At 71.7% G+C, this 25,652-nt stretch carries 28 protein-coding genes; 20 read left to right on the top strand and 8 right to left on the bottom strand.

The window, feature by feature from the left end; translation table 11 throughout:
• Window positions 1-40 precede the first annotated feature (40 nt).
• Window positions 41-484: a hypothetical protein gene (locus BOSE127_RS03125; protein WP_017887893.1), complete on the bottom strand. Its 444-nt coding sequence runs from the start codon at window positions 482-484 to the stop codon at window positions 41-43.
• Window positions 485-574: 90 nt separating this feature from the next.
• Here BOSE127_RS03125 and BOSE127_RS03120 point away from each other — a divergent pair, with 90 nt between their 5' ends.
• The 8 genes from BOSE127_RS03120 to BOSE127_RS03085 all read left to right on the top strand — a co-directional run bounded on the left by BOSE127_RS03120 (window position 575) and on the right by BOSE127_RS03085 (window position 7,480).
• Window positions 575-1,225, top strand: a complete 651-nt coding sequence (locus BOSE127_RS03120) for a ScbR family autoregulator-binding transcription factor (RefSeq protein ID WP_017887894.1) — start codon at window positions 575-577, stop codon at window positions 1,223-1,225.
• A gap of 117 nt (window positions 1,226-1,342) precedes the next feature.
• The gene (locus tag BOSE127_RS03115; protein ID WP_042537601.1) at window positions 1,343-2,221 is read left to right on the top strand and encodes an aminoglycoside phosphotransferase family protein; all 879 of its coding nucleotides are present in this window, start codon (window positions 1,343-1,345) and stop codon (window positions 2,219-2,221) included.
• Between the two features lie 58 nt (window positions 2,222-2,279).
• Complete coding sequence (locus BOSE127_RS03110; protein ID WP_017887896.1) at window positions 2,280-2,882, top strand: DUF6197 family protein; 603 nt, start codon at window positions 2,280-2,282, stop codon at window positions 2,880-2,882.
• A complete protein-coding gene (locus BOSE127_RS03105; RefSeq protein WP_017887897.1) occupies window positions 2,879-3,583 on the top strand; it encodes a DinB family protein in 705 nt (234 codons plus the stop codon). Before BOSE127_RS03110 ends, BOSE127_RS03105 begins: the two co-directional genes overlap by 4 nt.
• Window positions 3,584-3,791: 208 nt before the next feature.
• A complete protein-coding gene (locus tag BOSE127_RS03100; RefSeq protein ID WP_017887898.1) occupies window positions 3,792-4,439 on the top strand; it encodes an ABC transporter permease in 648 nt (215 codons plus the stop codon).
• Complete coding sequence (locus BOSE127_RS03095; protein ID WP_042537597.1) at window positions 4,426-5,697, top strand: ABC transporter ATP-binding protein; 1,272 nt, start codon at window positions 4,426-4,428, stop codon at window positions 5,695-5,697. Before BOSE127_RS03100 ends, BOSE127_RS03095 begins: the two co-directional genes overlap by 14 nt.
• Window positions 5,694-6,458, top strand: coding sequence for an ABC transporter permease (locus BOSE127_RS03090; protein ID WP_042537595.1), 765 nt, complete (start codon window positions 5,694-5,696; stop codon window positions 6,456-6,458). Before BOSE127_RS03095 ends, BOSE127_RS03090 begins: the two co-directional genes overlap by 4 nt.
• Window positions 6,455-7,480 (top strand): glycine betaine ABC transporter substrate-binding protein, encoded by a 1,026-nt coding sequence (locus BOSE127_RS03085; RefSeq protein WP_042537593.1) that lies wholly within the window; start codon window positions 6,455-6,457, stop codon window positions 7,478-7,480. The genes BOSE127_RS03090 and BOSE127_RS03085 overlap by 4 nt, the downstream gene beginning before the upstream one ends.
• Window positions 7,481-7,561: 81 nt before the next feature.
• On the opposite strand, the gene BOSE127_RS03080 is transcribed toward BOSE127_RS03085, so the two are convergent.
• The gene (locus BOSE127_RS03080; protein ID WP_052481655.1) at window positions 7,562-8,191 is read right to left on the bottom strand and encodes a TetR/AcrR family transcriptional regulator; all 630 of its coding nucleotides are present in this window, start codon (window positions 8,189-8,191) and stop codon (window positions 7,562-7,564) included.
• An 80-nt stretch (window positions 8,192-8,271) separates the two neighbouring features.
• Here BOSE127_RS03080 and BOSE127_RS03075 point away from each other — a divergent pair, with 80 nt between their 5' ends.
• From BOSE127_RS03075 to BOSE127_RS03050, 6 genes are read left to right on the top strand one after another with little or no spacing between them, the layout of a single operon-like run.
• Window positions 8,272-9,000 (top strand): ABC transporter ATP-binding protein, encoded by a 729-nt coding sequence (locus BOSE127_RS03075; RefSeq protein WP_159556154.1) that lies wholly within the window; start codon window positions 8,272-8,274, stop codon window positions 8,998-9,000.
• A complete protein-coding gene (locus BOSE127_RS03070) occupies window positions 8,997-10,274 on the top strand; it encodes an ABC transporter permease (RefSeq protein ID WP_159556153.1) in 1,278 nt (425 codons plus the stop codon). Before BOSE127_RS03075 ends, BOSE127_RS03070 begins: the two co-directional genes overlap by 4 nt.
• 27 nt (window positions 10,275-10,301) lie before the next feature.
• Window positions 10,302-10,829: a GNAT family N-acetyltransferase gene (locus BOSE127_RS03065; protein WP_017887905.1), complete on the top strand. Its 528-nt coding sequence runs from the start codon at window positions 10,302-10,304 to the stop codon at window positions 10,827-10,829.
• A gap of 54 nt (window positions 10,830-10,883) precedes the next feature.
• Window positions 10,884-11,552, top strand: coding sequence for a hypothetical protein (locus BOSE127_RS03060; RefSeq protein WP_017887906.1), 669 nt, complete (start codon window positions 10,884-10,886; stop codon window positions 11,550-11,552).
• 39 nt (window positions 11,553-11,591) lie between these two features.
• The gene (locus BOSE127_RS03055; RefSeq protein ID WP_159556152.1) at window positions 11,592-13,037 is read left to right on the top strand and encodes a phytoene desaturase family protein; all 1,446 of its coding nucleotides are present in this window, start codon (window positions 11,592-11,594) and stop codon (window positions 13,035-13,037) included.
• A gap of 5 nt (window positions 13,038-13,042) precedes the next feature.
• The gene (locus tag BOSE127_RS03050; RefSeq protein WP_159556151.1) at window positions 13,043-13,486 is read left to right on the top strand and encodes an SRPBCC family protein; all 444 of its coding nucleotides are present in this window, start codon (window positions 13,043-13,045) and stop codon (window positions 13,484-13,486) included.
• A 135-nt stretch (window positions 13,487-13,621) separates the two neighbouring features.
• Here BOSE127_RS03050 and BOSE127_RS03045 read toward each other — a convergent pair whose 3' ends face one another.
• Entirely contained in the window at window positions 13,622-14,440 is an 819-nt protein-coding gene (locus BOSE127_RS03045) for a shikimate 5-dehydrogenase (protein WP_042537588.1), read from the bottom strand.
• Between the two features lie 103 nt (window positions 14,441-14,543).
• On the opposite strand from BOSE127_RS03045, the gene BOSE127_RS03040 reads away from it, so the two are divergent.
• The 3 genes from BOSE127_RS03040 (at window position 14,544) to BOSE127_RS03030 (ending at window position 17,199) form a co-directional block, all read left to right on the top strand.
• Complete coding sequence (locus tag BOSE127_RS03040; protein ID WP_236559486.1) at window positions 14,544-15,470, top strand: NADP-dependent oxidoreductase; 927 nt, start codon at window positions 14,544-14,546, stop codon at window positions 15,468-15,470.
• A 93-nt stretch (window positions 15,471-15,563) separates the two neighbouring features.
• Window positions 15,564-15,758 (top strand): PspC domain-containing protein, encoded by a 195-nt coding sequence (locus BOSE127_RS03035; RefSeq protein WP_042537585.1) that lies wholly within the window; start codon window positions 15,564-15,566, stop codon window positions 15,756-15,758.
• A 34-nt stretch (window positions 15,759-15,792) separates the two neighbouring features.
• Window positions 15,793-17,199 (top strand): L-serine ammonia-lyase, encoded by a 1,407-nt coding sequence (locus BOSE127_RS03030; RefSeq protein WP_042537583.1) that lies wholly within the window; start codon window positions 15,793-15,795, stop codon window positions 17,197-17,199.
• Window positions 17,200-17,238: 39 nt separating this feature from the next.
• Here BOSE127_RS03030 and BOSE127_RS03025 read toward each other — a convergent pair whose 3' ends face one another.
• Genes BOSE127_RS03025 through BOSE127_RS03005 form a run of 5 tightly spaced genes read right to left on the bottom strand, consistent with a single transcriptional unit; the run spans window position 17,239 to window position 21,992 of the window.
• Entirely contained in the window at window positions 17,239-18,075 is an 837-nt protein-coding gene (locus BOSE127_RS03025) for a class II fructose-bisphosphate aldolase (protein WP_201300419.1), read from the bottom strand.
• Window positions 18,072-19,091 (bottom strand): 1-phosphofructokinase family hexose kinase, encoded by a 1,020-nt coding sequence (locus BOSE127_RS03020; RefSeq protein WP_017887914.1) that lies wholly within the window; start codon window positions 19,089-19,091, stop codon window positions 18,072-18,074. Before BOSE127_RS03020 ends, BOSE127_RS03025 begins: the two co-directional genes overlap by 4 nt.
• Window positions 19,088-20,206, bottom strand: coding sequence for an N-acetylglucosamine-6-phosphate deacetylase (nagA, locus tag BOSE127_RS03015; RefSeq protein ID WP_017887915.1), 1,119 nt, complete (start codon window positions 20,204-20,206; stop codon window positions 19,088-19,090). The genes BOSE127_RS03020 and nagA overlap by 4 nt, the downstream gene beginning before the upstream one ends.
• Window positions 20,203-21,114, bottom strand: a complete 912-nt coding sequence (locus tag BOSE127_RS03010; protein ID WP_017887916.1) for an ROK family protein — start codon at window positions 21,112-21,114, stop codon at window positions 20,203-20,205. Before BOSE127_RS03010 ends, nagA begins: the two co-directional genes overlap by 4 nt.
• Window positions 21,114-21,992 carry an SIS domain-containing protein gene (locus BOSE127_RS03005; protein WP_017887917.1) on the bottom strand — a complete coding sequence of 293 codons (879 nt, stop codon included), beginning with the start codon at window positions 21,990-21,992 and terminating at the stop codon, window positions 21,114-21,116. Before BOSE127_RS03005 ends, BOSE127_RS03010 begins: the two co-directional genes overlap by 1 nt.
• Before the next feature lie 133 nt (window positions 21,993-22,125).
• Between BOSE127_RS03005 and BOSE127_RS03000 the strand changes: the two genes are divergently transcribed.
• The 3 genes from BOSE127_RS03000 (at window position 22,126) to BOSE127_RS02990 (ending at window position 25,652) form a co-directional block, all read left to right on the top strand.
• Entirely contained in the window at window positions 22,126-22,914 is a 789-nt protein-coding gene (locus BOSE127_RS03000; protein WP_031260150.1) for a DeoR/GlpR family DNA-binding transcription regulator, read from the top strand.
• Between the two features lie 147 nt (window positions 22,915-23,061).
• Window positions 23,062-24,303 carry a Gfo/Idh/MocA family protein gene (locus BOSE127_RS02995; protein WP_159556150.1) on the top strand — a complete coding sequence of 414 codons (1,242 nt, stop codon included), beginning with the start codon at window positions 23,062-23,064 and terminating at the stop codon, window positions 24,301-24,303.
• Window positions 24,304-24,326: 23 nt separating this feature from the next.
• Complete coding sequence (locus BOSE127_RS02990) at window positions 24,327-25,652, top strand: ABC transporter substrate-binding protein (protein ID WP_052481654.1); 1,326 nt, start codon at window positions 24,327-24,329, stop codon at window positions 25,650-25,652.

The raw sequence follows: 25,652 nt of genomic DNA, 5'->3' as shown, positions 1-25,652 counted from the left end.
GCGGAGCACGTCCGGGCGCCGAGCGTTGCCACGGGGGCGGTCAGGAGCGGAAGCGGTCCTGCCGGGGGCGTGGCGTGCCGGTCAGCGAGACCACGAGCAGGGTGGCGAGCAGGCCGAACCCGGCGAGCTCGATGCCCAGGCCGGCGAGCTGCCAGTAGGCACTGCCGACGGTCTGCGGCTGCGTGATCGACTCCGGCCACCACGACGCGATGAGCGGGAACGAGCCCGGGAACGGGTCGAGGCCGAACACCACCAGGCCGCCGAGCAGCAGCACGACCCCGAGGGCGGCCATGGCCCCACGGGACCGACCGAGCATGTGCACCACCAGGGCCGCTGCCATGCCGGCGAGCCCGACGACGGCGATCAGGAACGCGAGCACCACGATGGTCTGCGGCGCGAGCGCGACCCAGTCGAGCACCGCGATCGGCAGCAGCAGCCACCGGCCCGTCCGTGCCCAGCGCGCAGGGTTCCGCCATCCGTCCATGGCGACCGACCGTAGGGCACGCGGCCGAACGCCTGCCGAATGCGGCCAGGGCTCCCCGGCGATCGCGTGCGCTGACTACGATCGGACCCCATGGCGCAGGACCGACCGACCCGGCAGCAGCGGTCGCTCGCGACCCGCACCGCGATCATCGAGGGCGCGGCCGCGGAGTTCGACGAACGCGGGTACGTCGGAGCCTCGATGGACGGCATCGCCGAACGCATCGGGATGACCAAGGGTGCGCTGTACTTCCACTTCACGTCGAAGGCCGACATGGCGGGGGCCGTCGTCGCCGAGCAGCACGCGATCTCGCGCCGGTACGGCGAGGCCGCGGTGGCGCGGGGCACCACTCCGCTCGAGTCGATCATGTGGCTGTGCCAGGGGCTCGCCGTGCAGATGACCACCGAGGTCGTCGTGAGCGCCGGGGTGCGCCTGTCGACCGACGTGGCGGCGAGCGACGTGGACCGGCGGGACCCGTACACCGACTGGGCCGCGGTGGTCGCCGGGTTCGCGCGGCAGGCCGTGGACGCGGGAGAGCTCGATCCGCGGTGGGACCCGGAGCTCGTCGGCCGGGTCGTCGTCCGTGCCTACACGGGCGTGCAGACCGTCTCGGACGTGATGACGCGGCGGGCCGACCTGTTCGCGGGCCTGCGGGAACTCTGGACGGTCCTGCTGGACGCGTTCGTCACCGAACGGCTGCGTCCGGAGATCCCGCGACTCGTCGCGCTCATCGCTCCGGAGTGACGCGGGTCCCCCCAGGGAAACACCCACGTCACCTCGCCTCTGAGACTACCGAGAAGCCGGTCGCGCCACCGGCCCCAGTTCGCGGGCATGTGTCCGGCGGCCCACTAGCCTGACGCGGTGCCCACACCCGCTGCCGAGGTCGACGTCGACGTCCCGCTCGTCCGCTCCCTGCTGCGTGACCAGCACCCCGACCTGGCCGGGCTGTCGCTCGAGGTCGTCGCGAACGGGTGGGACAACGTCGTCCTGCGTCTCGGTGACGACCTGGCCGTGCGGGTCCCCCGCCGGCAGCTGGCCGCACGCCTCGTCGAGCACGAACAGCGCTGGCTGCCGGACATAGCCGCCCGGGTCGGGTCGGTCGTCCCGGTGCCGGCTCCGGTGCGGACCGGCCGACCCGCCCTCGGGTACCCGTGGTCGTGGAGCATCGTGCCGTGGCTCCCCGGCACCCCGATCGGCGCACGCGCGGCCGGGGTCCCCGTGGCCGAGGCGCTCGCCGCGTTCGTCGGGCTCCTGCACGTGGCGGCCCCGGCCGGTGCCCCGGCGAACCCGTTCCGTGCGGTGCCGCTCGCGTCGCGGAGCGACGCGGTGCTGGCGCGACTCGATGGCCACGACGTGCACCGGGCCGGCGAGCTGGCCGCGCTCTGGCGGGCCGCAGCCGCGGCGCCGGCGCACGCCGGGCCTCCTGTCTGGGTGCACGGCGACCTGCACCCCTTCAACCTGCTCGTCGACTCGTCATCCGCAGGCGTCGACCACCTGTCAGCCGTGATCGACTTCGGGGACGTCACCGCGGGCGATCCCGCCGTCGACCTCGCGACCGCCTGGTTGACGTTCGACCAGCCTGGGCGACGCGCGTTCCGTGCCCGCGTCGCAGCCTCGGACGCCACCTGGCAGCGCGCTCGCGGGTGGGTGGTGGCGCTCGCATCCGCCCTGGCGACCGCCGACGAACGCGCCTTCCGGAGCGTCGCCCGACGGAGCATCGACGCGGTGCTGGACGACTGAGTCTCCCCGGGGCTATCGTGACCGCACCATCCGTGCACAGTCGATCGGAGGGGCCGCCATGACCCTCGAGCTCCGCGTCCAGCACGACGTCGCCACCGACGCCTCCCCCGCCCCCGTCCGACGCGGTCTCCGCGGCTTGGTCGACCGACTCGCGGACCGCCGCGCCACCGCACGCGCGCGACGGGTCGACGACCGGGTGCGCGAACTCGGCGAACTCGTCCACCTGCTCTCCGACGCCCGCGCCGTCGTCGAGCGCGGCTGGGTGCAGCACGCCTGGTTCGCCTACCTCGACGAGCACGGCCACGAGCGGAAGGCCTCCAGTGCCGCCGCGATGGACGTGCAGGGCCGACCGCTCGTCGGCGCGTGCCTGGTCGGTGCGGTCGTGTCCGCAGCCGGTGGGCCGCTCGCGGTGCACGCACCGCGGGTCCAGCACGCGCTCGACGTCGTCTGGCACGCCCTGGCCCGCGACGAGGGCGAGCCCGTGCTGTGGTGCCCCGCGCCGGACATCCGGATGGGGCGCGTGCGCGACCTGACGAGCTGGAACGACGCCCCGGCACGCTCCGGTGCCGAGGTCGCGGGTCTGCTGCTGACGGCCGAACGGGTCGCGGTGCAGGAATCGACACGCCTGCAGGAGCTCCGGGTGGCACGATCGGGGGCATGAGCGACGTCGAAGCGGTCCCCGAGGTGCACCCCGCGAGCACCAGCACACTGGCGGCCAGCGGCAACGCGCTGCTGTCGGACGAGGGGTCCGCGCCGACCCCCGACCAGGCGGCTGCCGACGCCGCGGTGAAGCAGACGCTGCACCGGTACCTGCAGAAGCACCGAGCAGCACTGCTGGCCAAGCTCGACGGGCTGGCGGAGCGACAGGCACGCTGGCCGGTGACGCCGACGGGCACGAACGTCCTCGGGCTGGTGAAGCACGTCGCGGGCGTGCAGGCCGGCTACTTCGGCGAGGTGTTCGGGCGCCCGCTGCCGGACCCGCCCGCGTGGCTCGAGTCGGAGGACGGCGACGACATGTTCGCCCCGCTGGACGAGACGATGGCGGACGTCGTGGCCTTCCACCACCGGAGTGCCGCCCACGCCGACGCGACCATCGAGGCGCTCGACCTCACCGCGACCGGCACCGTGTCGTGGTGGCCTGAGGAGCACCGGCACGTCACGCTGCACCGGATCCTGGTGCACATGGCCTACGAGACCGCGCGGCACGCCGGGCACGCCGACATCGTGCGCGAGATGCTCGACGGCCTGGCCGGTGACGGCGACGGCAACCTGGCCGACAAGACGCCGGACGAATGGGTCCGGTGGCGCGAGCAGCTCGTCGACATCGCGGAGCGCGCCGGGTTGCGTGACCTGAGCGCATAGCCGGGCACCCAGCCCGATCGTTACCGTTCTCCCAGGCTTGCCCTGGTGTTCCCCCTCTGACCAGGGGTTGTCCTCATCGCAACTGCGAGGGAAACTGCCGCCTCGGCAGGGTTGCGTTGTACAACCGGTCCAGGTGCTGCGTAGCTTTGGCCGAGCTCGTGCCCCGATCTGTGGGCAGTTCAGCCGACCGGAAGGGGAGCGCCCACCCGTGTTCCAGTACGTCGTGGAGCGATGGAACCAGATCTGGTTCGCATCGTGGCAGCACTTCTCACTGGTCGTCCAGTGCGTCGTCCTCGCCACGGTCATCGCCGTGGTGCTCGCCACACTCGTCTACCGCAGCCCGCGCTTGACCGCGTTCGCGAACGGGGTGTCGGCCATCGGCCTCACCCTGCCGTCGTTCGCCGTCATCGGCCTGCTCATCGTCCCGCTCGGCTTCGGCGTCCTGCCGTCGGTCGTCACGGTCGTCTTCTTCGCCGCACTGCCGATCCTGCGCAACGCGGTCGTCGGTCTCGCCGAGATCCCGCCCACCGTCGTCGAGTCGGCGCGCGGCGTCGGCATGAGCCGGTTCCGCACCCTGCTGCAGATCGAACTGCCGATGGCGTGGCCGATCATCCTGAGCGGCGTCCGCGTCTCCGCACAGATGGTGATGGGCATCGCCGCCATCGCCGCCTACGCGCTCGGCCCCGGACTCGGCGGCTTCATCTTCTCCGGGCTGTCCCGCCTCGGCGGCGCCAACGCCCTGTCCTCCGTCGTGGTCGGGGTGGTCGGCGTCGTCCTGCTCGCCCTCGTCCTCGACCTGCTCCTCATCGGCCTCGGCCGCCTGACCATCTCGAGAGGTATCCGTGTCCAGCACTGACTCCGCCACCACCACCGCGCCCGACGGGGACGTCACCGGGCGCAGCATCCTGCTCGACGAGGTCACCAAGCGGTACCCCGGGCAGTCGAAGCCCGCCGTCGACGGCATCACGCTCGAGATCCCGGCTGGCAAGATCGTCATGCTCGTCGGCCCGTCCGGCTGCGGCAAGACGACGACGCTGAAGATGATCAACCGCCTGATCGAGCCCACCCAGGGCCGGATCGTCGTCGGCGACGACGACGTCACCGGCATCGACGGCGACGAACTCCGCCGCCGCATGGGCTACGTGATCCAGGCCGGCGGTCTCTTCCCGCACATGACCGTCGCGGCGAACATCGCGATCGTGCCGAAGATGCTCGGCTGGTCGAAGGAGAAGATCGCGGCGCGCGTCGACGAGCTGCTCGACCTGGTCTCGCTCGACCCCGACACCTACCGGGACCGGTTCCCCCGCGAACTCTCCGGCGGCCAGCAGCAGCGCGTCGGCGTGGCCCGTGCGCTCGCCGCGGACCCGCCCGTCCTGCTCATGGACGAGCCGTTCGGCGCGGTCGACCCGATCACCCGCCAGCGCCTGCAGGACGAGCTCCTGCGTATCCAGGAGGAACTGCACAAGACGATCGTCATCGTCACGCACGACTTCGACGAGGCCGTGAAGCTCGGCGACTGGATCGTCATCTTCACCGAGGGTGCGCACATCGTGCAGTACGACACCCCGGAGCGGATCCTGGCGGAGCCGGCGAACGAGTTCGTCGAGAACTTCATCGGCTCCGGCGCCGGTCTGAAGCAGCTCACGCTGAACCGCGTGCGCGACGTCGAGGTCGAGTCGGCCGTGACGTGCTCGCCCGGCGAAGAGGTCAAGGCCGTGCTGCAGCGGATGCACGAGGCCGGTGGGCACCAGCACGCCGTCGTCGTCGACCACCGCCAGCGGCCGATCGGGTGGCCGTCGCGCCGCCAGCTCGAGCGCCTCGACCGCATCCCCGACGGCGTCGAGCCCGGCCTGCCCGTCGTGGGCGAGGCCGCGACCCTCAACGACGCGCTCGACACCATGCTCGTCTCGAGCGCGGGTGCCGCACTGGTCACCGGTCGTCGCGACGCGTTCCGCGGGGTCATCACCGTCGAGACCGTGATGGAGGCGATCACCCGCTCCCGCGCGACCGCCGCCGGCGACCAGGCCTACACGCCCGTCGGCACGAACACGAACCCGATCGAGACCATGCCGTCGTCGCCGGTGTCGGCGATGCCCACCGGAGAAGACCTGTGAGCGCAGTCGCCGTCGCCGGTCCCGCCACCGGTGCGAGCACCTCGTGGAAGGGCCTGCTGTTCCAGCCGATCGCGATCCTGGTCGTCCTGGCCGGCTTCGCGGTGTGGCTCGCGACGGCGGACCTGACCCCGACCGAGCGCACGACGCTCAACCCGGCGGACATCCTCTCCCTGACCGGCCAGCACCTCGTCCTGACCCTGCAGTCGACGGTGCTCGTGCTCGTGATCGGGATCCCGCTGGGCGTCCTGCTCACCCGCGGCGCGCTGCGCCGGGCGAGCCCGTACGTGCTCGCCGTCGCGAACTTCGGGCAGGCTGCACCGGCCGTCGGCCTCATCGTGCTGCTCGCCGCCTGGCTCGGCCTGAACACGCGGTCGGCCGTCATCGCGCTCGTCCTCTACGCGATCCTGCCGGTGCTCCGGAACACCATGATCGGCGTGCAGAGCGTCGACGCCCGACTGGTCGAGGCCGGTCGCGGCATGGGCATGAGCGCCTTCAGCGTGCTGATGCGCGTCGAACTGCCGCTCGCGGTGCCGGTCATGCTCTCCGGCATCCGGACCGCGCTCGTGCTGCTCGTCGGCACGGCGAGCCTGGCCACCTTCGTCGGTGCGGGCGGACTCGGTCTGCTCATCACCACGGGCGTGACCCTGTTCCTGCCGAAGGTGCTCGTCTCGGGTGCCCTGCTGGTCGCCCTGCTCGCCCTCTCCATCGACTGGCTCGGCCGCGTGGTCGAGACGGTCGCACGACCGAAGGGACTCCGATGACCCGCAGCACCCGCCGCACCCGCCGCACCCGCACCCGGGTCGGAGCCGCCGCGTTCGTCGCCGGTGCCACCGCCCTCGTCCTGACCGGCTGCGGCCTGCAGCCCGCCACCTCGTTCGTGCCCGAGGCCGGTGCCGGCTCCATCCAGCGCATCGACGACCTGCCGGCCGGCGCCCACATCACCGTGACGTCGAAGAACTTCACCGAGCAGCTCGTGCTCGGCAAGATCGCCGTGCTCGCCGCCAAGGCCGCCGGGTTCGACGTCACCGACGAGACGAACGTGCCCGGCAGTGTCGCGGTCCGTGAGCTGATGACCTCGCACGCGGCCGACTTCACGTACGAGTACACGGGCACCGCCTGGCTGACCTTCATGGGCCACGCGAAGGGGATCCCGGACAAGACCGAGCAGTGGACGGCGGTGAAGAAGGAGGACGCCGGCAACGGGCTGACCTGGCTCAACCCGGCGCCGATGAACAACACATACGCCTTCGCCGTCCGTGACGAAGCGGTCAAGGAGCTCGGGAACGTCAAGACGCTCTCCGACATCACGAAGCTGCCGGTCGACCAGCGCACGTTCTGCGTCGAGTCGGAGTTCAACTCGCGTGCCGACGGCTTCAAGCCGATGCTCAAGAAGTACGGCTTGGAGCTCGGTGGCTCGGGGGCGAACGGCGTGCCGAGCAGCAACGTCAGCATCCTCGACACCGGCACGGTCTACACGGCCACCGACCGCGGCAAGTGCAACTTCGGTGAGGTGTTCACCACCGACGGCCGCATCAAGTCGCTCGGTCTGACGGTGCTCGAGGACGACAAGGGCTTCTTCCCGGCGTACAACGTCGCGCCCGTCATCGACTCGAAGACGCTCAAGGAGTACCCGCAGCTCGAGGGGATCTACGACCAGATCTCGCCGAAGCTCACCGACGCGGTGCTGCAGGAGCTGAACCGTCAGGTCGACGTCGAGGGGCGCGAGCCGGCCGACGTCGCCTTCGACTGGATGGTGAAGGAGGGCTTCATCACGAAGCCCTGACCGTTCTCGACGCATCCACGTCACGGACGGGAGGCACGGTGCCAGCTGGCACCGTGCCTCCCGTGCGTTCGTGGTCGCGTCTCAGGCCGCGGCGATGCGCGCCGCCGTGTCGCGGATCGCCGCGACCACTGCCGCCCGCACCTGTTCGGGGTCGGAGCCCTCGTGCCGAGCGGCACTGCGCAAGCCCGTCATGCACATGCCGAGGAGCATCTCGGCCGCCTGCGGGGTCGCGGCGTCCGGCCCCCAGGCCGGGTCGCGTTCGAGGATCGTGCGCACCGCGCCGGTCATCGCCTCGGCGACCGTGGTCATCCGCGCGACCTGCCGACGCATCAACTGCGGGAACCGCACGATGACGGCCTTGCGCTCGAGCCGCTCGTGCTCGTCGCCGAACGACGACCCGAACACCAGGAACGCCAGGTCGACGACCGCCTGCGCTGCCGGCTCCCCCGAGACGGATTCCAGGTGTGCCTGGAGGGTGGCGGGTTCGAGGTCGAGTTCGGTGTGCCCGAGGACCGCGTCCTCCTTGCTCTCGAAGTAGTTGAAGAACGTCCGCGGGGACACGTCGGCGCGGGCGGCGACCTGCTCGATCGTGGTGCCGTCGACGCCCTGCTCGAGCACCAGGGACCGAGCGGCCTCGGCGATGCGGTTGCGGGTCTCGATGCGCTTGCGGTCACGGAGACCGAGTTCTGACGGCGTCGCGGAGTCGGGCATGGCCCGACTGTAACCGGAACGTCACATGATCTACAGCAAACGCAAACTTGCAGTCGTGCACCGGACACTACGGTGAACCCATGACCACTCCCGTGCTCGAGGCCCGTGACCTCGCCAGGACCTACGGCCGCGGCGCGACGCGGTTCGACGCGCTCAAGGGGGTGTCGCTGGCGGTGCACCAGGGCGAGAGCCTGGCGATCGTCGGCAAGTCCGGCTCCGGCAAGTCGACGCTCATGCACCTGCTCGCGCTGCTCGACAAGCCGTCGGCCGGACAGGTGCTGCTCGACGGCACCGACGCCGCGACGCTCGGTGCCCGCCAGGTCAACCGCACCCGGAACAGCACGTTCGGCTTCGTGTTCCAGCAGTTCTTCCTGACACCGAAGACCTCGGTGCTCGACAACGTCGTGCTCCCGCTCAAGATCGCCGGCGTCTCCGGGGCCGAGCGGAAGCGACGGGGCATGGCGGCGCTCGACGCCCTCGGGCTGGCCGACAAGGCGAAGAACGACGCCAACGACCTGTCCGGCGGCCAGAAGCAACGCGTGGTCATCGCCCGCGCGCTGGTCGGTGAGCCGAGCGTGATCTTCGCCGACGAGCCCACCGGCAACCTCGACACGAACACCGGACAGGTGGTCGAGGACATGCTGTTCGGGCTGCAGCGCGAGCGGGGGATCACGCTCGTCGTGGTCACGCACGACGACGAGCTCGCCGCGCGCTGCGACCGCAGCGTCAACGTCCGCGACGGCCTGATCGTCGGCGGACCCGATGACGCGGTCGACGCGTCCGCCACGCACGGAAGGCACTCCGCATGAACTTCCTCGACCTCCTGCGCACCGCGGTCTCGAACACCTTCCGCTCGAAGCTGCGCACGACCCTGACCGTCATCGCGATCTTCATCGGCGCCTTCACGATCACGCTCACCTCGGCCATCGGCACGGGCGTCAGCAACTACATCGACACCCAGGTCTCGTCGATCGGCGACACCGGTTCCCTGACCATCACGAAGGCGGTCGACACCAGTTCGACCGACAGCGGACCGGCGAAGTACGACCCCGAGGCCTCTGGTCAGAGCGTCGACCGTGGCCCGGCGTCGTTCTCGTACCTGTCGCAGTCCGACGTCGACGCGATCGAGAAGACCGACGGCATCAAGAGCCTCCGCCCCGCGGTCGCCCTCGCGCCGAAGTACGCCGAGTACGGCGACCACGGCAAGTACGTCGTCTCGCTCACGGCCAACGCCGGCGAGCTCGACGCCGACCTGGCGAGCGGCAAGCAGCTCGACGACCAGACCGACGCCAACCAGGTGATGCTGCCGACCGACTACCTGAAGAACATGGGCCTCGGCAGCGCCTCCGCCGCCGTCGGCAAGGAACTCACGATCGCCGTCGACGACTACCAGGGCAAGGCGCACACGCTCACCGCCACGGTCGTGGGCGTGCAGAACGAGTCGCTGTTCGGCAGTGGGGCCGGGGCGAACGCCGCGCTGACCGACGCCATGCAGGCCGCGCAGGAGATCGGCAAGCCCGACTCGATCGCGACCTCCTACGCCAGCGCCACCGCGACGCTCGATCCCGACGCCTCCGTCACCACGGTCAAGAAGTCCCTGGCCGACGACGGGTTCCTCGGCCAGACCATCCAGGACCAGCTCGGTCAGTTCCAGACCGTCATCAGCGGCATCGTCGGGGTCCTGAACGCCTTCGCCGTGATCGCGCTCATCGCCGCCGGCTTCGGCATCATCAACACCCTGCTCATGAGCGTGCAGGAGCGCACCCGCGAGATCGGCCTGATGAAGGCGATGGGCATGGGCGGCGGCAAGGTCTACACGCTGTTCTCGCTCGAGGCGGTCTTCATCGGGTTCCTCGGCAGCGCCATCGGCGCCGGGGTCGCGATCGCGCTCGGCACCGGGATCTCGAACGTCCTGGCCGGCACGCTCCTCAAGGACCTGCCGGGGCTGCAGATCATGCAGTTCGCGCCCGGGTCCGTCGCCACGATCATCCTCGTCGTGATGTTCATCGCGTTCCTGGCGGGCACCCTGCCGGCACGACGAGCCGCACGGCAGAACCCGATCGAGGCGCTCCGGTACGAGTGACAGGCAGGGCTGCCTAGTGTCGGAGCGGTGACGACGTTCGGACGCGACCTCGGTGACGGCTCCACGCTGACGCTGCGCGACCTGACGACGGTCGACCAGGTGCTCGCACTCGTGCACGCCAACACCGATCGTCTGCGGGCCGCCGAGCCCTGGGCGTGGGACCCGCAGACACGCGAGGCCATCGCCCTGCACACCGAGCGGCTGCTCGGGCAGTACGCGATGGACCGCTCGCTGCCCTGCGTCATCCGCCACGACGACCGCGTGGTCGGGGTGGCCTCGCTGACGTTCGACCCGTACCTGGGGCAGGCGTCGCTCGGCTACTGGGTGGACGCCGGACAGGAGGGCCGTGGTGTCGCCCGGCGGGCCGCCACCGTGCTGATCGGCGTTGCCCGGGCCCGCGGCGTGGCCCGGGTGGAGATCCGGACGGCGGTCGACAACGTGCGGAGCCGGCGGCTCGCCGAGCGGCTCGGCTTCACCCACGAGGGCACCCTGCGTGGCGCCTTGCCGCTCGGCCCCGAGCGGGTCGACGTCGCGGTCTACGGCCTGCTCCTCTGAGGTCCGCCGCCCCCGTGCAGACGGACCGACACCGGTCGCCGGTATCGTCGGAGCATGGCCTTGTTCGGACGACGCAACCACGACGTGCGCGATCGACCCATCAGCCAGGTCGAACTGAAGCGTGCGGTCGACGAGGGCTTCCTCATCGCGAAGGCCGCCGTCACCATCGCGGTGGCCAACCGCATCATCACGAACGCCCTGCGTGACCAGGGGTACTTCGACCACGCACTCATCGCCGAGGCCACGCGCGAGGAACTCCACCGCATGGCCGAGGAACAACGGGGTGACGCCGCACGGATGCGCGACATCCGTTCCACCTCGAGCAAGCAGAAGGGCCGTTCCCGCCACCAGCACGACTACCGGCGCGGCGACGACCTGAAGCTCCGGATGCGCGAGGCCACGTACGAGCAACTCGCCGCCATGCTCGACAAGCGACGCGACGACCAGCACTTCGTCGACGGGATCGTCCTCGCCGCGCGGGCCCGCGCCTGGGACGACATCGGCACCACCGTCGTCGGACGCCTCGGCTGGGCACAGCGCCCGGCGGACGACTACGAGATCGGCCGCGACGACCGGTTGCAGCAGATGCTCGACGAGGACTTCGCCGAGTTGCTCGCCGAGCACCCCGTCGGATCGACTCCGGTCGACGCCGACGAACCGGACGACGCCGACGGTGACCAGGACGAGTCCGACCCGGCCGACCCCGACACCTCGCGCACCTGACCGACACCACACGCAGTCACGAGTCCCTAGGCTCGGGGCATGGTGGATGCGGTGGTCGTCGGAGCGGGACCGAACGGACTCGCGGCGGCGGTGACCCTGGCCCGCGCGGGCCTGTCGGTCGAGGTCGTCGAACGGAACGACACGATCGGCGGCGGTGCCCGCACGGCCGAGCTCACCCTGCCCGGGTTCCTGCACGACGTCTGCTCCGCAGTGCACCCGATGGCCCTGCAGTCCGAGTTCTTCCGGCGCTTCCGCATGGAGGACCGCATCGAGCTCCGCCTGCCCGAGGTGCAGTACGGCCACCCGCTCGACCACGGTCGCGCCGGCATCGCGTACCAGGACCTCGACCGCACCGCCGCCGAGCTCGGGGTGGACGGACCGGCCTTCCGGCAGCTGATGGCGCCGCTGGCGGAGAACGCCGACCAGGTCGCGGACTTCGCGACCGACGCACTGCTGCACGTGCCGCGGCACCCCCTGACCGTCCTGCGGTTCGGGCTGCGGGCGCTCGAGCAGGGCACCGCCGCGTGGAACCTGCGCTTCCGCGGCGAGGCCGCCCCGGCGATGGTGTCCGGCGTCGCGGCGCACTCGATCCAGCACCTGCCGTCCCTGTCCACCGCGGCGGCGGCACTGTCGCTCGGCTCGTACGCGCACGCCCGCGGCTGGCCGGTGCCGATCGGTGGCAGCCAGGCGATCGTCGACGCGCTCGCCGCCGACCTCGTCGCGCACGGCGGCCGCATCGTCACCGGACACGAGGTCCGGTCGCTCGGTGACCTCACCCCGGCGAAGGCGGTGCTGTTCGACACGAGCGTGCCGGGCATGCTCCGGATCGCGGGCAAGCAGATCCCGACCCCGAAGCGCGGCGCGCTGCGTCGCTTCCGGTTCGGCAACGCGGCGGCGAAGGTCGACTTCGCGCTGTCCGACCCGGTGCCGTGGACCAACGAGTCGCTGCGGAAGGCCGGGACCGTGCACATCGGCGGGACCCGCCAGGAGATCGCGGCGGCGGAACGGGCGGTGGCGCACGGGCAGCACGCCGAGCGCCCGTACGTGCTCGGGGCGGAGCCGACCGTGGTGGACCCGACCCGGGCCCCGGCCGGCAAGCACGTCTTCTGGGCCTACGCGCACGTCCCCGCGGGCTCGGACGTCGACCCGACCGAGGCCGTCACCCGTCAGATCGAGCGCTTCGCGCCGGGGTTCCGCGACACGATCCTGTCGTCGAGCTCCCGCACCGCCGTGCAGATGGGCGAGTACAACCCGAACTACGTCGGTGGCGACATCGCCGCCGGTGCCGCGAGCTTCTGGCAGCTCGTCAAGCGCCCCGTCCTGTCGAGCGACCCGTGGCGGATGGGCGGCGGCATGTACCTGTGCTCCGAGTCCGCGGCACCCGGCCCCGGCGTGCACGGCATGGCCGGCTGGCACGCGGCGAAGAGCGCGCTCCGGCACACCTTCGGACTGCCGGAGGACGTCGACCTCACCCCGGAAGGCTGAACACCATGGCGAAGAGCGTCCGCATCCTGCACTGCCGTCCCGAAGCCGTCTTCGACGTGCTCGGCGACGGGTGGCTCTACACGACCTGGGTGGTCGGGGCGTCGCGCATGCGCAAGGAGGAATCCGGGTGGCCGCAGGTCGGCACGCGGCTGCACCACTCGTTCGGCGCCTGGCCGATCGTCATCGACGACGTCACGACGTCGCTGGTCTGGGAGCCGCCACACCGCATGGTCATCCAGCCCAAGGGCTGGCCCATCGGCGAGGCCCGCGTCGAGCTGACGGTCGAACCGCACCGGCACGGCAGCAAGGTCACGATCACCGAGAACGCGGTGGCCGGGCCGGGGTCGCACGTGCCGGACTTCCTCATGCAGCCGCTCATCTGGATCCGCAACCGCGAGACGCTCCGCCGCCTCGAGTGGGTGGCCGTCGGGCGCGCGGCGACCGCCTGAGACGTCCCCGCGAACGGACGGGAGGCCCGTGGCGGCGCCGCCACGGGCCTCCCGTCACGGCCGTCGTGCCGCTGGCGCGTCACGCCGGAACCGGCGGGTGGGGCCCACCTCCCGTCCGCCCTGTGGGTGCGTCGACTACTCGGCGCGCGAGAACTCGCTGGCCCGCGCCACCTGGTCGTCGGTCAGGGCGACGCCCGTGTACCGCTCGAACTGACGGGCTGCCTGCAGGGCGATGACCTCGGCGCCGGTGATGACGTGCTTGCCGGCGTCGCGGCCCGCCCGCACGAGCGGGGTCTCCGACGGGAACGCGACCACGTCGAAGACGGTGTGGGCAGCCTCGATCCGCTCCGGCGCGAAGGCGAGTGCGTCCTGCTGGTCGCCGCGCATGCCGAGCGGGGTGACGTTGACGACCAGGTCGGTCTCCCCCGCCTCACGCTCGTCGGCGACCCACTCGTAGCCGTACTGCGTCGCCAGGGCCGGGCCGGTCTGCTCGTTGCGGGCGACGACCGTCAACCGGTCGAAGCCGGCGCCTCGGAACGCCGCCGTGACGGCCTTGGCCATGCCGCCGGAGCCGCGGAGCAGCACGCGCGAAGCCGGGTCGACGCGGTGCGACCCGAGCAGTGCGGCGATCGCTTCGTAGTCGGTGTTCGACGCGGTGAGCACGCCGTCGTCGTTCACGACCGTGTTGACCGACTGGATCGCGGCGGCGGAGTCCTCGATGTGGTCGACGAGCGGGATGATCGCCTCCTTGAAGGGCATCGACACCGAGCAGCCGCGGATGCCGAGCGCGCGGATGCCGGCGACGGCGCCGGGCAGATCCGTCGTGGTGAAGGCCTTGTACAGGAACTCGAGACCGAGCTCGTCGTACAGGAAGTTGTGGAAGCGGGTGCCGATGTTGCTCGGTCGCGCGGCCAGCGACATGCAGACCTGCATGTCCTTGTTCAGGATGGGCATGCTCTCAGTCTCGCACTGTCGCACGCCCGCACTCTCCTGCTCTTGCACGGATGGAGCGGTCCACGCAGGCCGGGTGCGGCGCTCCGGGGTAGCGTCGGTCCCGATGACTGAGATCCCGGAGACCATGCGCGCTGTCCGCTTCGACGAGTGGGGTGACCGATCGGTCCTGCACGTCGCCGAGGTGCCCGTGCCCGACGTGACCGCCGGGCGGGTGCTCGTCCGCGTGCGTGCCGCCGGGATCAACCCCGGTGAGTCGGCGATCCGCCAGGGCGCGTTCGGCGGCGACCTGCCGTCCGGGCAGGGCACCGACTTCGCCGGCATCGTCGTCGCCGTCGGGGCCGAGGTCGACGGCGTCGACGAGGGCGAAGAGGTCATCGGCTGGTCGTGGGACCGCGCGAGCCAGGCCGAGTACGTCTCGGTGCCGGCCGTGCAGGTCGTCCAGAAGCCACGCCTGCTCGACTGGACGGTGGCGTGTGGTCTCGACGTCATCGCGACCACCGCGGCGGCGGCCGTCCGCGCGGTCGACCCGCGTGCCGGTGAGACCGTCGTGGTGTCCGGTGCCGCGGGCGGGGTCGGCGGCTTCGTCACCCAGCTGCTCGCGAACGAGGGCATCGACGTCATCGCCGTCGCGTCCGAGGCGAACCACGAGTGGCTCCGCTCCAAGCGCGCACGACCCGTCGCGTACGGCGACGGCCTGCAGGAGCGCATCACCGAACTCGCGACGAACGGTGTCGACGCCGTGATCGACACCCACGGCGCCGAGTACGTCCGGCTCGGCATCGCGCTCGGGGTGCCGGTCGACCGCATCGAGACGATCATCGCGTTCGACGAGGCCGCCGAGGTCGGGGCGAAGACCTCGGGCAGTGCGGACACGGCCGATCCGGAGATCCTCGGCGCGCTCGCACTCGAGGTCGCGAACGGCGCGATCGAGGTGCCCGTCGCCGCGACCTACCCGCTCGACCGCGTGCAGGACGCCTTCGAGGAGCTCGAGCACGGCCACACGCGCGGCAAGATCGTCCTCATCCCCTGACCCCTCGACCACGCGGGTCCGGGGGTTTCCCCCACCACGCTCGGGGTGCGTCCCGGATGCGCCGGACCGGCGGCGTTGCGTAGCGTCGTCGGTATGAGCACACTCTCCCGTCCCCGCAACGGTCGTCTGCTGGCCGGTGTCTGCGCCGGTCTCGCCGACCGCTTCTCCCTGTCACGCACCCTGGTCCGGGTGATCTGGGTCATCCTGAGCCTGTTCCCCGGGCCGCTGTGGATCGCCTACGTCGTGCTGTGGTTCGTGATGCCGCCCGAGGGTGGTCGGCGGCGCTGATAACCGGTCCGTCCGGACGGGTTAGTGTGGCGGCGTGCCGGTCTCCGTCTTCGATCTGTTCAGCGTCGGTGTCGGCCCCTCGAGCTCGCACACCGTCGGCCCGATGCGGGCCGGTGCCGAGTTCGCGAGCCTGGTGCGTGGCCTGCCCGTCGCCTCCGTGGTGGTCGACCTGTACGGGTCCCTCGCGTCGACCGGGCAGGGCCACGGCACGCTCGGCGCCGTCGTCGCGGGGCTCATGGGTTCGCACCCCGAGACCGTCGACCCGGATGCCATGGCCCGCGCACTCGAGGCGCTTGAGCGCGACGGCGTCCTGCGGCTCGACGGCGGTGCGACCGTGCCGTTCCGCCTCGCCGACATCGTCCTGCACCCCCTGACGATGCTGCCCCGCCACCCGAACGCCATGCGGCTGCGAGCCCGTGACGCCGCGGGTGTCGACCTGGCCGACGAGACCTACTACTCGATCGGCGGCGGGTTCATCGCGCGGGACGACGAGGCCGAACCCGCCGTGGACGCACCGGCTGCCGTCGCCGGCGCCGCGATCCCCGTCGACGACGCCGTGCCGTACCCGTTCTCGAGCGGTGCCGAGCTGCTCGCCGCCTGCGCGGGTTCGGGCCTGCAGATCAGCGGCGTCGCCCTGGCGAACGAAGCCGTCACCCGGACGGACACCGAGGTCCGCTCGGGGCTGCTCGGGATCCACGGCGTGATGGAGTCGTGCGTCGACCGATCCGTCCGCCGGGGCGGGTGCCTGCCCGGCGGGCTCGACGTCCGTCGTCGCGCGGCCACCTGGCACGAGCAGCTCACCCGCGAGGACCCCGACCACGACCCGCTCTTCGCGATGGAGTGGGTGAACCTCGTCGCCATGGCGGTCAACGAGGAGAACGCCACCGGTGGCCGCGTCGTCACCGCCCCGACGAACGGTGCCGCCGGCATCATCCCCGCGGTCCTGTACTACGCGCGCACCTACGTCCCGACGGTCGCCGACGCCTCCGCGGACGAACGGGACGACGCCGTCGTGCGGTTCCTGCTGACCGCCGGGGCGATCGGGTCGATCTACAAGGAACGGGCGTCGATCTCCGGCGCCGAGGTCGGCTGCCAGGGCGAGGTCGGTTCGGCAGCGTCGATGGCGGCGGCGGGGCTCGCCGAGGTCCTCGGGGGCACGCCGGAGCAGGTCGAGAACGCCGCCGAGATCGCGATGGAGCACAACCTCGGGCTGACCTGCGACCCGATCGGCGGGCTGGTGCAGATCCCGTGCATCGAGCGGAACGCGATCGCGGCGAACAAGGCGATCAACGCCGCCCGGATGGCCCTGCGTGGCGACGGGGTGCACCACGTGTCGCTCGACCAGGTCGTCGAGACGATGCGGCAGACGGGGGCGGACATGTCCTCGAAGTACAAGGAGACCGCGATGGGCGGGCTCGCGGTGAACGTCCCGCTCTGCTGAGCGTCGCGGTCGCGCGTGCTCGTCTGCTCCGCTCGCTCGTCAGGCGTGCAGGAGCGTCAGCAGCCGTGCCGTCTCGGTGGCGATGGCGTCCCGGCCCGCTGCGACGTACTTGCGCGGGTCGACGACGTCCGGCCGCTCGTCGAGCACGGTGCGGAGCGCACGGGTGAACAGGCCGTTCAGGTGCGTCGAGATGTTGATCTTCGTCATCCCCGCGTGTACGGCGCCGCGGAGTTCGTCGTCGGACAGGCCCGAGGAGCCGTGCAGCACGAGCGGCGCCGGCACCGCAGCACGCAGGCGCTCGACCAGGTCACGGTCCACCGACGCCTCGCGGGTCTGCATCGCGTGCGACGTCCCCACCGCGACCGCCAGGGCATCGACGCCGGTGTCGGCCACGAACGCGGCGGCGTCGGTCGGATCGGTGCGGACGCCGGGTGCGTGCACGCCGTCCTTGCCGCCGACCTCGCCGAGCTCGGCCTCGATCGCGACCCCCGCGGCGTGACACCGAGCAGCGAGTTCCCGCGTTGCAGCCACGTTCGCGGCGAAGTCCAGGTGCGAGCCGTCGTACATGACCGAGTCGACGCCCAGGTCGACGCCGGCCGCCACCAGCTCGGGGTCCTCGATGTGGTCGAGGTGCACGAGGACCTCGACGTCGGCCGCACGTGCGACGGCCTGGGTCGCGGTCGTGATCGGTGCGAGGCCGCCGTGGTACCGGACGCAGTTCTCGCTGATCTGCAGGATCACCGGCAGCCCCGCCAGCTCGGCACCGGAGACGATCGCCTCGGCGTGCTCGAGCAGCACCACGTTGAACGCGCCGACCCCGCGGCGTGCCGTGCGGGCGGTGTCGAGCAGGCCGGTGAGGGCGAGGTCGGTGATCATGCGGAGGTCCTCGTTCGGTCGTGTGCGGGAGCAGGAGCGGGCGGGGTGGACAGGAAGCGGTCGACGTCAGCCGGGTCGACCGCGCCGGCCACCGGCTGGAGGACGGCGGCAGCCCCGTGTGCGGCGGCGGACCGCAGCGCGCGGAGCAGGGTGGCGTCGTCGGGGGCGCTGACGCTGCCCTCGGGCGTGGGGAGGCCGGCAGCGACGAGCGCACCGACGAGTCCGGCGGTGGCTGCGTCGCCGGCGCCGGTGGGGTTGCCTGAGACCCCGGGGACCGCAGGCACTTCGAGCACGTGGTCGGCGGTGTGGGCGGCGATGCCCTCGGAACCCCGGGAGACCACGACGACCGCGGCGCCGAGCCCGAGGAGTCGGAGCGCCCCCGACCGCTCGTCGTCGGCGCCGGTGGCCTCGACCAGTTCCTCGCGGTTGGGCTTGCAGACCGTCGCCCCGGCCGAAGCGGCAGCCAGCAGCGCGGTGCCCGAGCAGTCGACCACGGAGAGCACACCGCGGCGACGGGCGGCGGTGACCCAGCGGGCGACGACCGCGGGGTCGGTGTCGCGGGGCAGGGAACCCGACACCACCAGGGCCGCGGCGTGCGGGGCATCGGCGGCACCGTCGGCACCGGCGGCACCGCCGACGAGCAGTGTCTCGACCGCGGTGGTGACGGTGTCCCACTCGCCGGGGCTGAGCACGGGCCCGGGCTCCCCGAACATCGTCGGGTGCGCGGTGTCGTCCACCACCGTCACGGTCGTGCGGGTCTCGCCACGGACAGCGACGTCGGTGTGGACGAGCCCGAGGCCGTCGAGGGCGTCGGCGATCCAGTGCCCGCCGTCGCCGCCGAGGGGCAGCACGGCATGGGTCGGGACACCGGTGGCGGCGAGGACCCGGCCGACGTTCAGCCCCTTGCCGCCGGGGCGTCGCTCGACCCCGAGCACGCGCTGGGTCTCGCCGATGCGCTGTTCGGCGACCCGGTAGGTCACGTCGACGGCGGGGTTCGGGGTGACGACGAGGATCACGAGACCACCGCCGTCGGCAGGGCTCGGACGCTGCCGTGCTCCGGGTCGAGCACGAGCAGATCGGCGGGGGCGCCCACGCTGAGGGGCGCCGGTGCCCCGAGCAGGCGTGCCGCACGCGCCGCGGAAGCAGCGACGACCTCGGGCAGGTCGGTCCCCGCGTCGAGCAGGCGGCGGACGGCGTCGGCGACCGTGATCGTGCTGCCCGCCAGCGACGAACCGTCGGCGAGCACGGCGAGACCGTCGCGGACGGTCACCGCCGATCCGGCCACCGTGTACGCCCCGTCGGGGCAACCGGTCGCGGCCATGGCGTCGGAGACCAGGACCATCCGGCCCGGTGCGCTGCGCTGGACGACGTCGACGGCGACCGGGTCGAGGTGGTGGCCGTCGACGATGCACTCGAGCAGCACCCGGTCGTCGGTGAGCGCGACCCCGACCGGCCCGGGCGCGCGGTGGTGCAGCGGTGGCATCCCGTTGAACAGGTGGGTGACGAGCGAGGCGCCGGCGTCGACCGCGCGGCGGGTCTGCTCGGCGGTGGCGTCGGTGTGGCCGATGGCGACGACGACCCCGGCTCCGACGAAGCGGGCAACGGCGTCGAGGGCACCGGGCAGCTCCGGCGCGAGCGTGACGATCCGCAGGGCGCCACCCGCGGCGTCGCAGTAGGCGTCGACCTCGGCGGGGTCCGGGGCGTGCAGCAGGTCGACGCGGTGCGCCCCGCGACGGGCGGGCGCGATCCACGGCCCCTCCAGGTGGAGCCCGGCGAGCGTGCCGTCCGCGACGAGCGGTCGGAGCCGGGTGAGGGCCGCCACGGTGTCCGCGCGCTCGCCCGTGGCGATGGACCCGACCAGGGTGGTCGTGCCCCGTGACCGATGGTGCCCAGCGGCGGCACGGGCGTCCTCGGCGGAGCACCCGGCGAAGTCGTGCCCGAGTGCGCCGTGGGCGTGCAGGTCGACGAACCCGGGCACGATCGCACCGTCGACGGTGACGGCGGTGTCCGTGCGCATCGGGGACCCAGTGCCGGTCGCCAGCACAGTGTCGTCATCGCCGATGACGAGCCAGCCGTCGTGCAGGTCCGACTGGGCCGTGACGATGCGACGGGCCCGGACGAGGGCGGTCACAGCAGGACCCCGGTCTCGGTCTCGAGCAGCTCGCGTGCGAGGATCCCCGCACCGATAGCGCCGGCTGCGTCGCCGTGCCGGGCGGGGACGATGACGGGGACACGGACGCCCCGCAGACGCTCCGCGACGGCAGCGCGCAGCGGGTCGAGCAGCAGCGGTCCGGACTCGGCGAGTCCCCCGCCGACGATGATCGTGTGGTTCCCGGCGACCGCGGTGGTCCAGGCGAGCGCATCGGCCAGGACCGCGACGCAGTCGTCCCAGACCGCACGGGCGGCTGGGTCGCCCTGGCGGACCAGGAGCATGGCGGCGTGTGCGGACGGAGCAGCGGCACGACGTGCGACTCCCCCGGCGGACGCGATCTCCTCGACGCGGTGACCCGCGTGCGGGCCGGTCTGGATCCGGACCTGCCCGATCTCCCCCGCCCAGCCACCACCGGACACGACGACACCGTCGACCACCAGGGCGCTCGCGAGCCCGGTGCCGACCGGCACGAACGAGACCGACCCCCGAGACAGTGCCGGGTCGCCGGCCCGGACCTCGGCCAGGGCACCGGCTCGGACGTCGTGGCCGAAGGCGAGCGGGACGTCGATCGCCTGTCGCAGGAGCTCGGCACGGACGAGGTCACGCACCGGAACGTCTCGCCATCCCAGGTTGACGGACAGGTCGACGGTGCCGCGGGTCTCGTCGACGACGCCGGGGGTCACCAGCCCGATCGCTCCGAGCGGCGCCCGTCGCGTGGCCTGGGCAGCCAGTCCGGCGACGACCACGGCGAGGCGCTCGGCGTCCGGGTCGTCACGCGGCGTCGGTACCCGGGTCTCGTCGAGGACGAGTCCGTCGGCGGTCGTCAGACGGGTCTTGATGCCCGTGCCGCCGACGTCGACCCCGAGCACCGCGCCTGCGCCACCCATCAGGTGAGGATGACCGACCGGGTGAGCGACCGGGGGTTGTCCGGGTCGAGCCCGCGTCCCTCGGCCAGGGCGACGGCGAACCGGTGCACGACGACGAGTCCGGCGAGCGGGTCGAGGTCGTGCTGGACGAACCGGGCACCGGTGGCGGCGACCTCGGCGGCCAGGCCCTCGGGTGCCGCGCCGAGCGACCAGACGAGTCGGCCGGGCTGCGCGATCGCGATCGGGCCGTGCCGGTAGTCCATCGCCGGATAGGACTCGGCCCAGAATTGCGCGGCCTCGCGCGTCTTGAGCGCGGCTTCGAACGTCAGACCCACGGCGGGCCCACGACCGACGAACGAGACCTGCTCGGCGTCGAGCAGGTCGTCGATCGGCACCGTCAGTGCGGTCTCGGCCTGGGCTGCGAGCGCGTCGACATCGTCGCCGATGGACGCTCGCAGCAGTGCGAGCGTCGTGGTGGCGAAGCGGGTCTGGACGACCGAGCGCTCGTCGGCGAAGGGTAGTGCGACCACCTGGTCGGCGACGGCCGCGGCGGGGCTGTCGGCGACGGCGGTGACCAGCACGGTCCGCTGGGACGGCAAGGCCTGCAGCAGGTCGACGATCTCGGTCGTCGTGCCCGAGCGGCTGATCATGAGCACGCGGTCGTACTCGCGTGACGCGGGGTACTCGGACCCGGCGAAGGCGTCGGTGACGCCGAGGCCCGCCTGCTCACGGGCGACGGCGTAGCTCATGGCGATGAACCAGCTCGTCCCGCAGCCGATCACGGCCACGCGTTCGCCCGGCTGGGGGAGCGCGTCGGCGAAGGTCGGCAGGAGCGCGGCGGCTGCACGCCAGGTCTCCGGCTGCGAGGCCAGTTCAGCGCTCACGAAGGTGTCGGTCATGGGAGCCTTCCGGGTCCGGATCGATCCGGGTGATCGATGATCAGGAAGCGTAGCGAGCGATCGTGCGCAAGGGAAGGGCAAAACGTCATTTCCGATCACCGAGGGACGGCGGCGACGCCGTAGGATGACCGTCATGACCCCCCAACAGCGGCTGAACGCCCTGCTCGAACTGGTGAGCGAACGCGGCAACGTGTCGATCGCCGAGATCGGGGAGCTGCTGGGGATATCCGCCGCGACTGCCCGCCGTGACCTCGCCATGCTGGCCGACCAGCGACTCGTCACCCGCACGCACGGGGGAGCGGCCGCACTCGGTGCCGGCTACGAGCTGCCGCTGCAGTACAAGATCGCCCGGCAGGCCGAGGCCAAGACCGCGATCGCCCGTGCCGCCGCCCGGCTCGTGCAGCCCGGCGAGACCGTCGGGCTCAACGGCGGGACGACCACGACCGAGGTCGCGCGCGAACTCGGCAAGAGCGAACGGTTCATCCGCGCTGACGGCGAGTTCGGCATCACGATCGTGACGAACGCCCTGAACGTCGGGTACGAGCTGTCCGTCCGTGCCAACGTGAAGATCGTGGTCACCGGCGGCGTGGCCCGACGCCAGTCCTACGAGCTGGTCGGGCCGCTCGTCCGGGACACCCTCGACGAGTTCGCCCTCGACCTGGTGGTGCTCGGCGTCGACGGACTCACCGGGCAGTACGGCGCGACGACCATGCACGAGGGCGAGGCCGAGGTCAGCAGGCACTTCGCCTCGGTCGGTCGACGGGTCGTCGTGGTCGCCGACTCCACCAAGATCGAACGCTCCACCTTCGCCCGGATCTGCCCACTCGACCGCATCGACGTCCTGGTCACCGACCAGCCCGTGCCGGCCTCGTTCGCCGCCGACCTGGCCAGCGCCGGCGTGGAGCTCGTCGTCGCCGACTGAGCCCTCCGTGCGTCCGGCCCCGGGTGGGCCGGACGTTTCGATCGTGTAAAACCCTTCCCTGCGCGGATGCGTGAGCGATCCGTGAGCGCCTATTGTGCATTCATGAGCGATTCGGCATCATGGACGTCACATTCACGCAAGGGAGCGATGAGCATGGGCGTCGACAACGCAGGACTCCGCGTCGCGGTGATCGGGATGGGCCAGCGGTCCGCCATCGCGCGCCACGTGGCCGAGGCCACCGCCGCCGACGCGTCGCTGCAGGCCCGGGTCATGGCCGTCGCGGACGTCACGGCGGCGGGCCGCCAGCGCGGACTCGACGAGTACCCGGATGCCCTGGTGGTCGAACACCACCTGGACCTCACCGGTCACGTCGACGCCGCCATCGTCACCACGCCGGACTGGACCCACGCCGAGATCGCGATCGACCTGCTCCGCGCGGGCATCGCCGTCTACCTCGAGAAGCCGCTCGCCATCACGGTCGAGGACGCCGACGCGGTCCTGAACACCGCGGCCCGGACCGGCACCCCGCTGTACGTCGGACACAACTTCCGGCACGCCGCCGTCGTCCGCCTGATGCGCGAGATCATCGGCCGTGGCGAGATCGGCCAGGTCAAGGCCGTCTGGTGCCGGCACTTCGTCGGCAACGGCGGTGACTACTACTTCAAGGACTGGCACGCCGACCGCAGCAAGGTGAACTCGCTCCTGCTGCAGAAGGCGAGCCACGACCTCGACGTCATCCACGCGCTCGGCGGGGGTGACACCGCCCGGGTCGTCGGGATGGGCTCGCTGTCGGTCTACGGCGACGTCACCGACCGCCGCGACCGCAGCGGTGAACTGATGGGGGACTGGTTCTCCCACGACAACTGGCCGCCGCTCGCCCAGACCGGGCTGAACCCCGTCGTCGACGTCGAGGACGTCTCGATGGTGATGATGACGCTCGACAACGGCGTGCAGGCCAGCTACGAGCAGTGCCACTTCACGCCGGACTACTGGCGGAACTACACCGTCATCGGCACCGAGGGGCGCCTCGAGAACATCGGTGACACCGGTGGTGGCGTCGTGAAGGTCTGGACGCACCGCCGGGGCTGGGACACCGCGGGGGACCGCGAGTACCCGATCGACGGCGTCGAGGACGGCCACGCCGATGCCGACCTGCTCACCATGACCGAGTTCCTGCGGTCCGTCGCCCTCGGCGAACCGTCGGAGCTGTCCCCGATCGCGGCCCGTGCCGCGGTCGCCGCGGGCGCGCTGGCCACGCGCTCGCTCCGCAACGGGTCCGTCCCCATCGACGTCCCGCCCCTGCCGGCCGAGACCATCGCGCACTTCACGTCGAACGCCCTGCACTCCACCCCCTCCACCCCGCATCCCGCCCAGACCGTCGGCTCCTGACGGCCGTGCGAAAGGACACCCCGATGACCGCACACATCCCCACCCGAGGAACCGGCGTGCGCCGCGTCCTCCTCGGCGCCGTGGCCGCCCTCGGCGCGGCCGCACTCCTGGCCGGCTGCTCCTCGTCGTCCGGAGCGTCCGGCTCCGGCGGCGACTACGAAGCCGCGCCGAAGGACACCAAGGCGTCCCTGACCTACGCCGTCTGGGACGAGAACCAGGTGAAGGCGATCAAGGCCAACCTGAAGGGCTTCAACGAGGAGTACCCGGACATCAAGGTGAGCGTCGACGTCACACCGTTCGCCAACTACTGGACGAAGCTGCAGACCCAGGGGTCGAGCAACACGCTGCCCGACCTGTTCTGGATGAACGGCCCGAACTTCCAGCTGTACGCGGCCAACGGCAAGCTCGCGCCGATCACCGGCGAGGTCGAGTCCGGGGACATCGACGCGTCGAAGTACTCGAGCGCCCTCAACGACCTGTACACGTACGACGACACCCAGTACGGCGTGCCGAAGGACTTCGACACCATCGGGGTCTGGCTCAACAAGTCGCTGTTCGAGCAGGCCGGCATGGACCTGCCGTCCAAGGACTGGACCTGGGACGACTTCCAGCAGACCGGCGCCGAGCTGTCCGAGAAGCTCGAGTCGAAGGGCGCCTACGGAGCGGCCGGCGGCATGGACGGCCAGACGACCTACTACAACACGATCCTGCAGGCCGGGGGATCGGTCCTGAACGCTGACGGCACCGAGTCCGAGTACGCCACGAAGGCGTCCGAGGACGGCCTGCGGTTCTGGACCGACCTGATCGACTCGGGGGCATCGCCCTCGATCAAGCAGCTCACCGACACCACGGCCGACCAGTGGTTCACCTCGGGCAAGCTCGCGATGTACCAGGGCGGCAGCTGGTTCCGCTCCGCGCTGACCGGCACCGAGCTCGAGAAGGACGTCGTCGCCTACCCGCTGCCGAAGGGCAAGGAGCAGGCGACCGTCATCCACGGCGTCTCGAACGTCGTGTCCGAGGCCAGCAAGGACAAGGCCGCCGCCCAGGCGCTGCAGGTCTACCTCGCGGGCAAGACGGCCCAGCAGCAGCAGGGCGACATGGGCGCGGTCATCCCGGCGTACGAGGGCACGCAGGGCGCCTTCACGAAGACGATGCCCGACGCCGACCTGCAGGTGTTCCTCGACGCGGTGGACTACGCGAAGCCGCTGCCGGTGTCGAAGAACACCGCGGCCTGGAACACCCTCGAGACCACCCTGCTGCCGAGCGCGTTCGACGGGTCGAAGCCCGTCGACCAGGTGGCCGAGGACCTCGCACAGAAGATGGACGCCGCCCTCGCCAAGGAAGAGTAG

It is taken from the genome of Curtobacterium sp. 8I-2 (assembly GCF_902506155.1).
GTDB lineage: Bacteria > Actinomycetota > Actinomycetes > Actinomycetales > Microbacteriaceae > Curtobacterium > Curtobacterium poinsettiae.
Note: the sequence above shows the minus strand (reverse complement) of the source record. Positions and strands in the feature narration are given on the sequence as shown.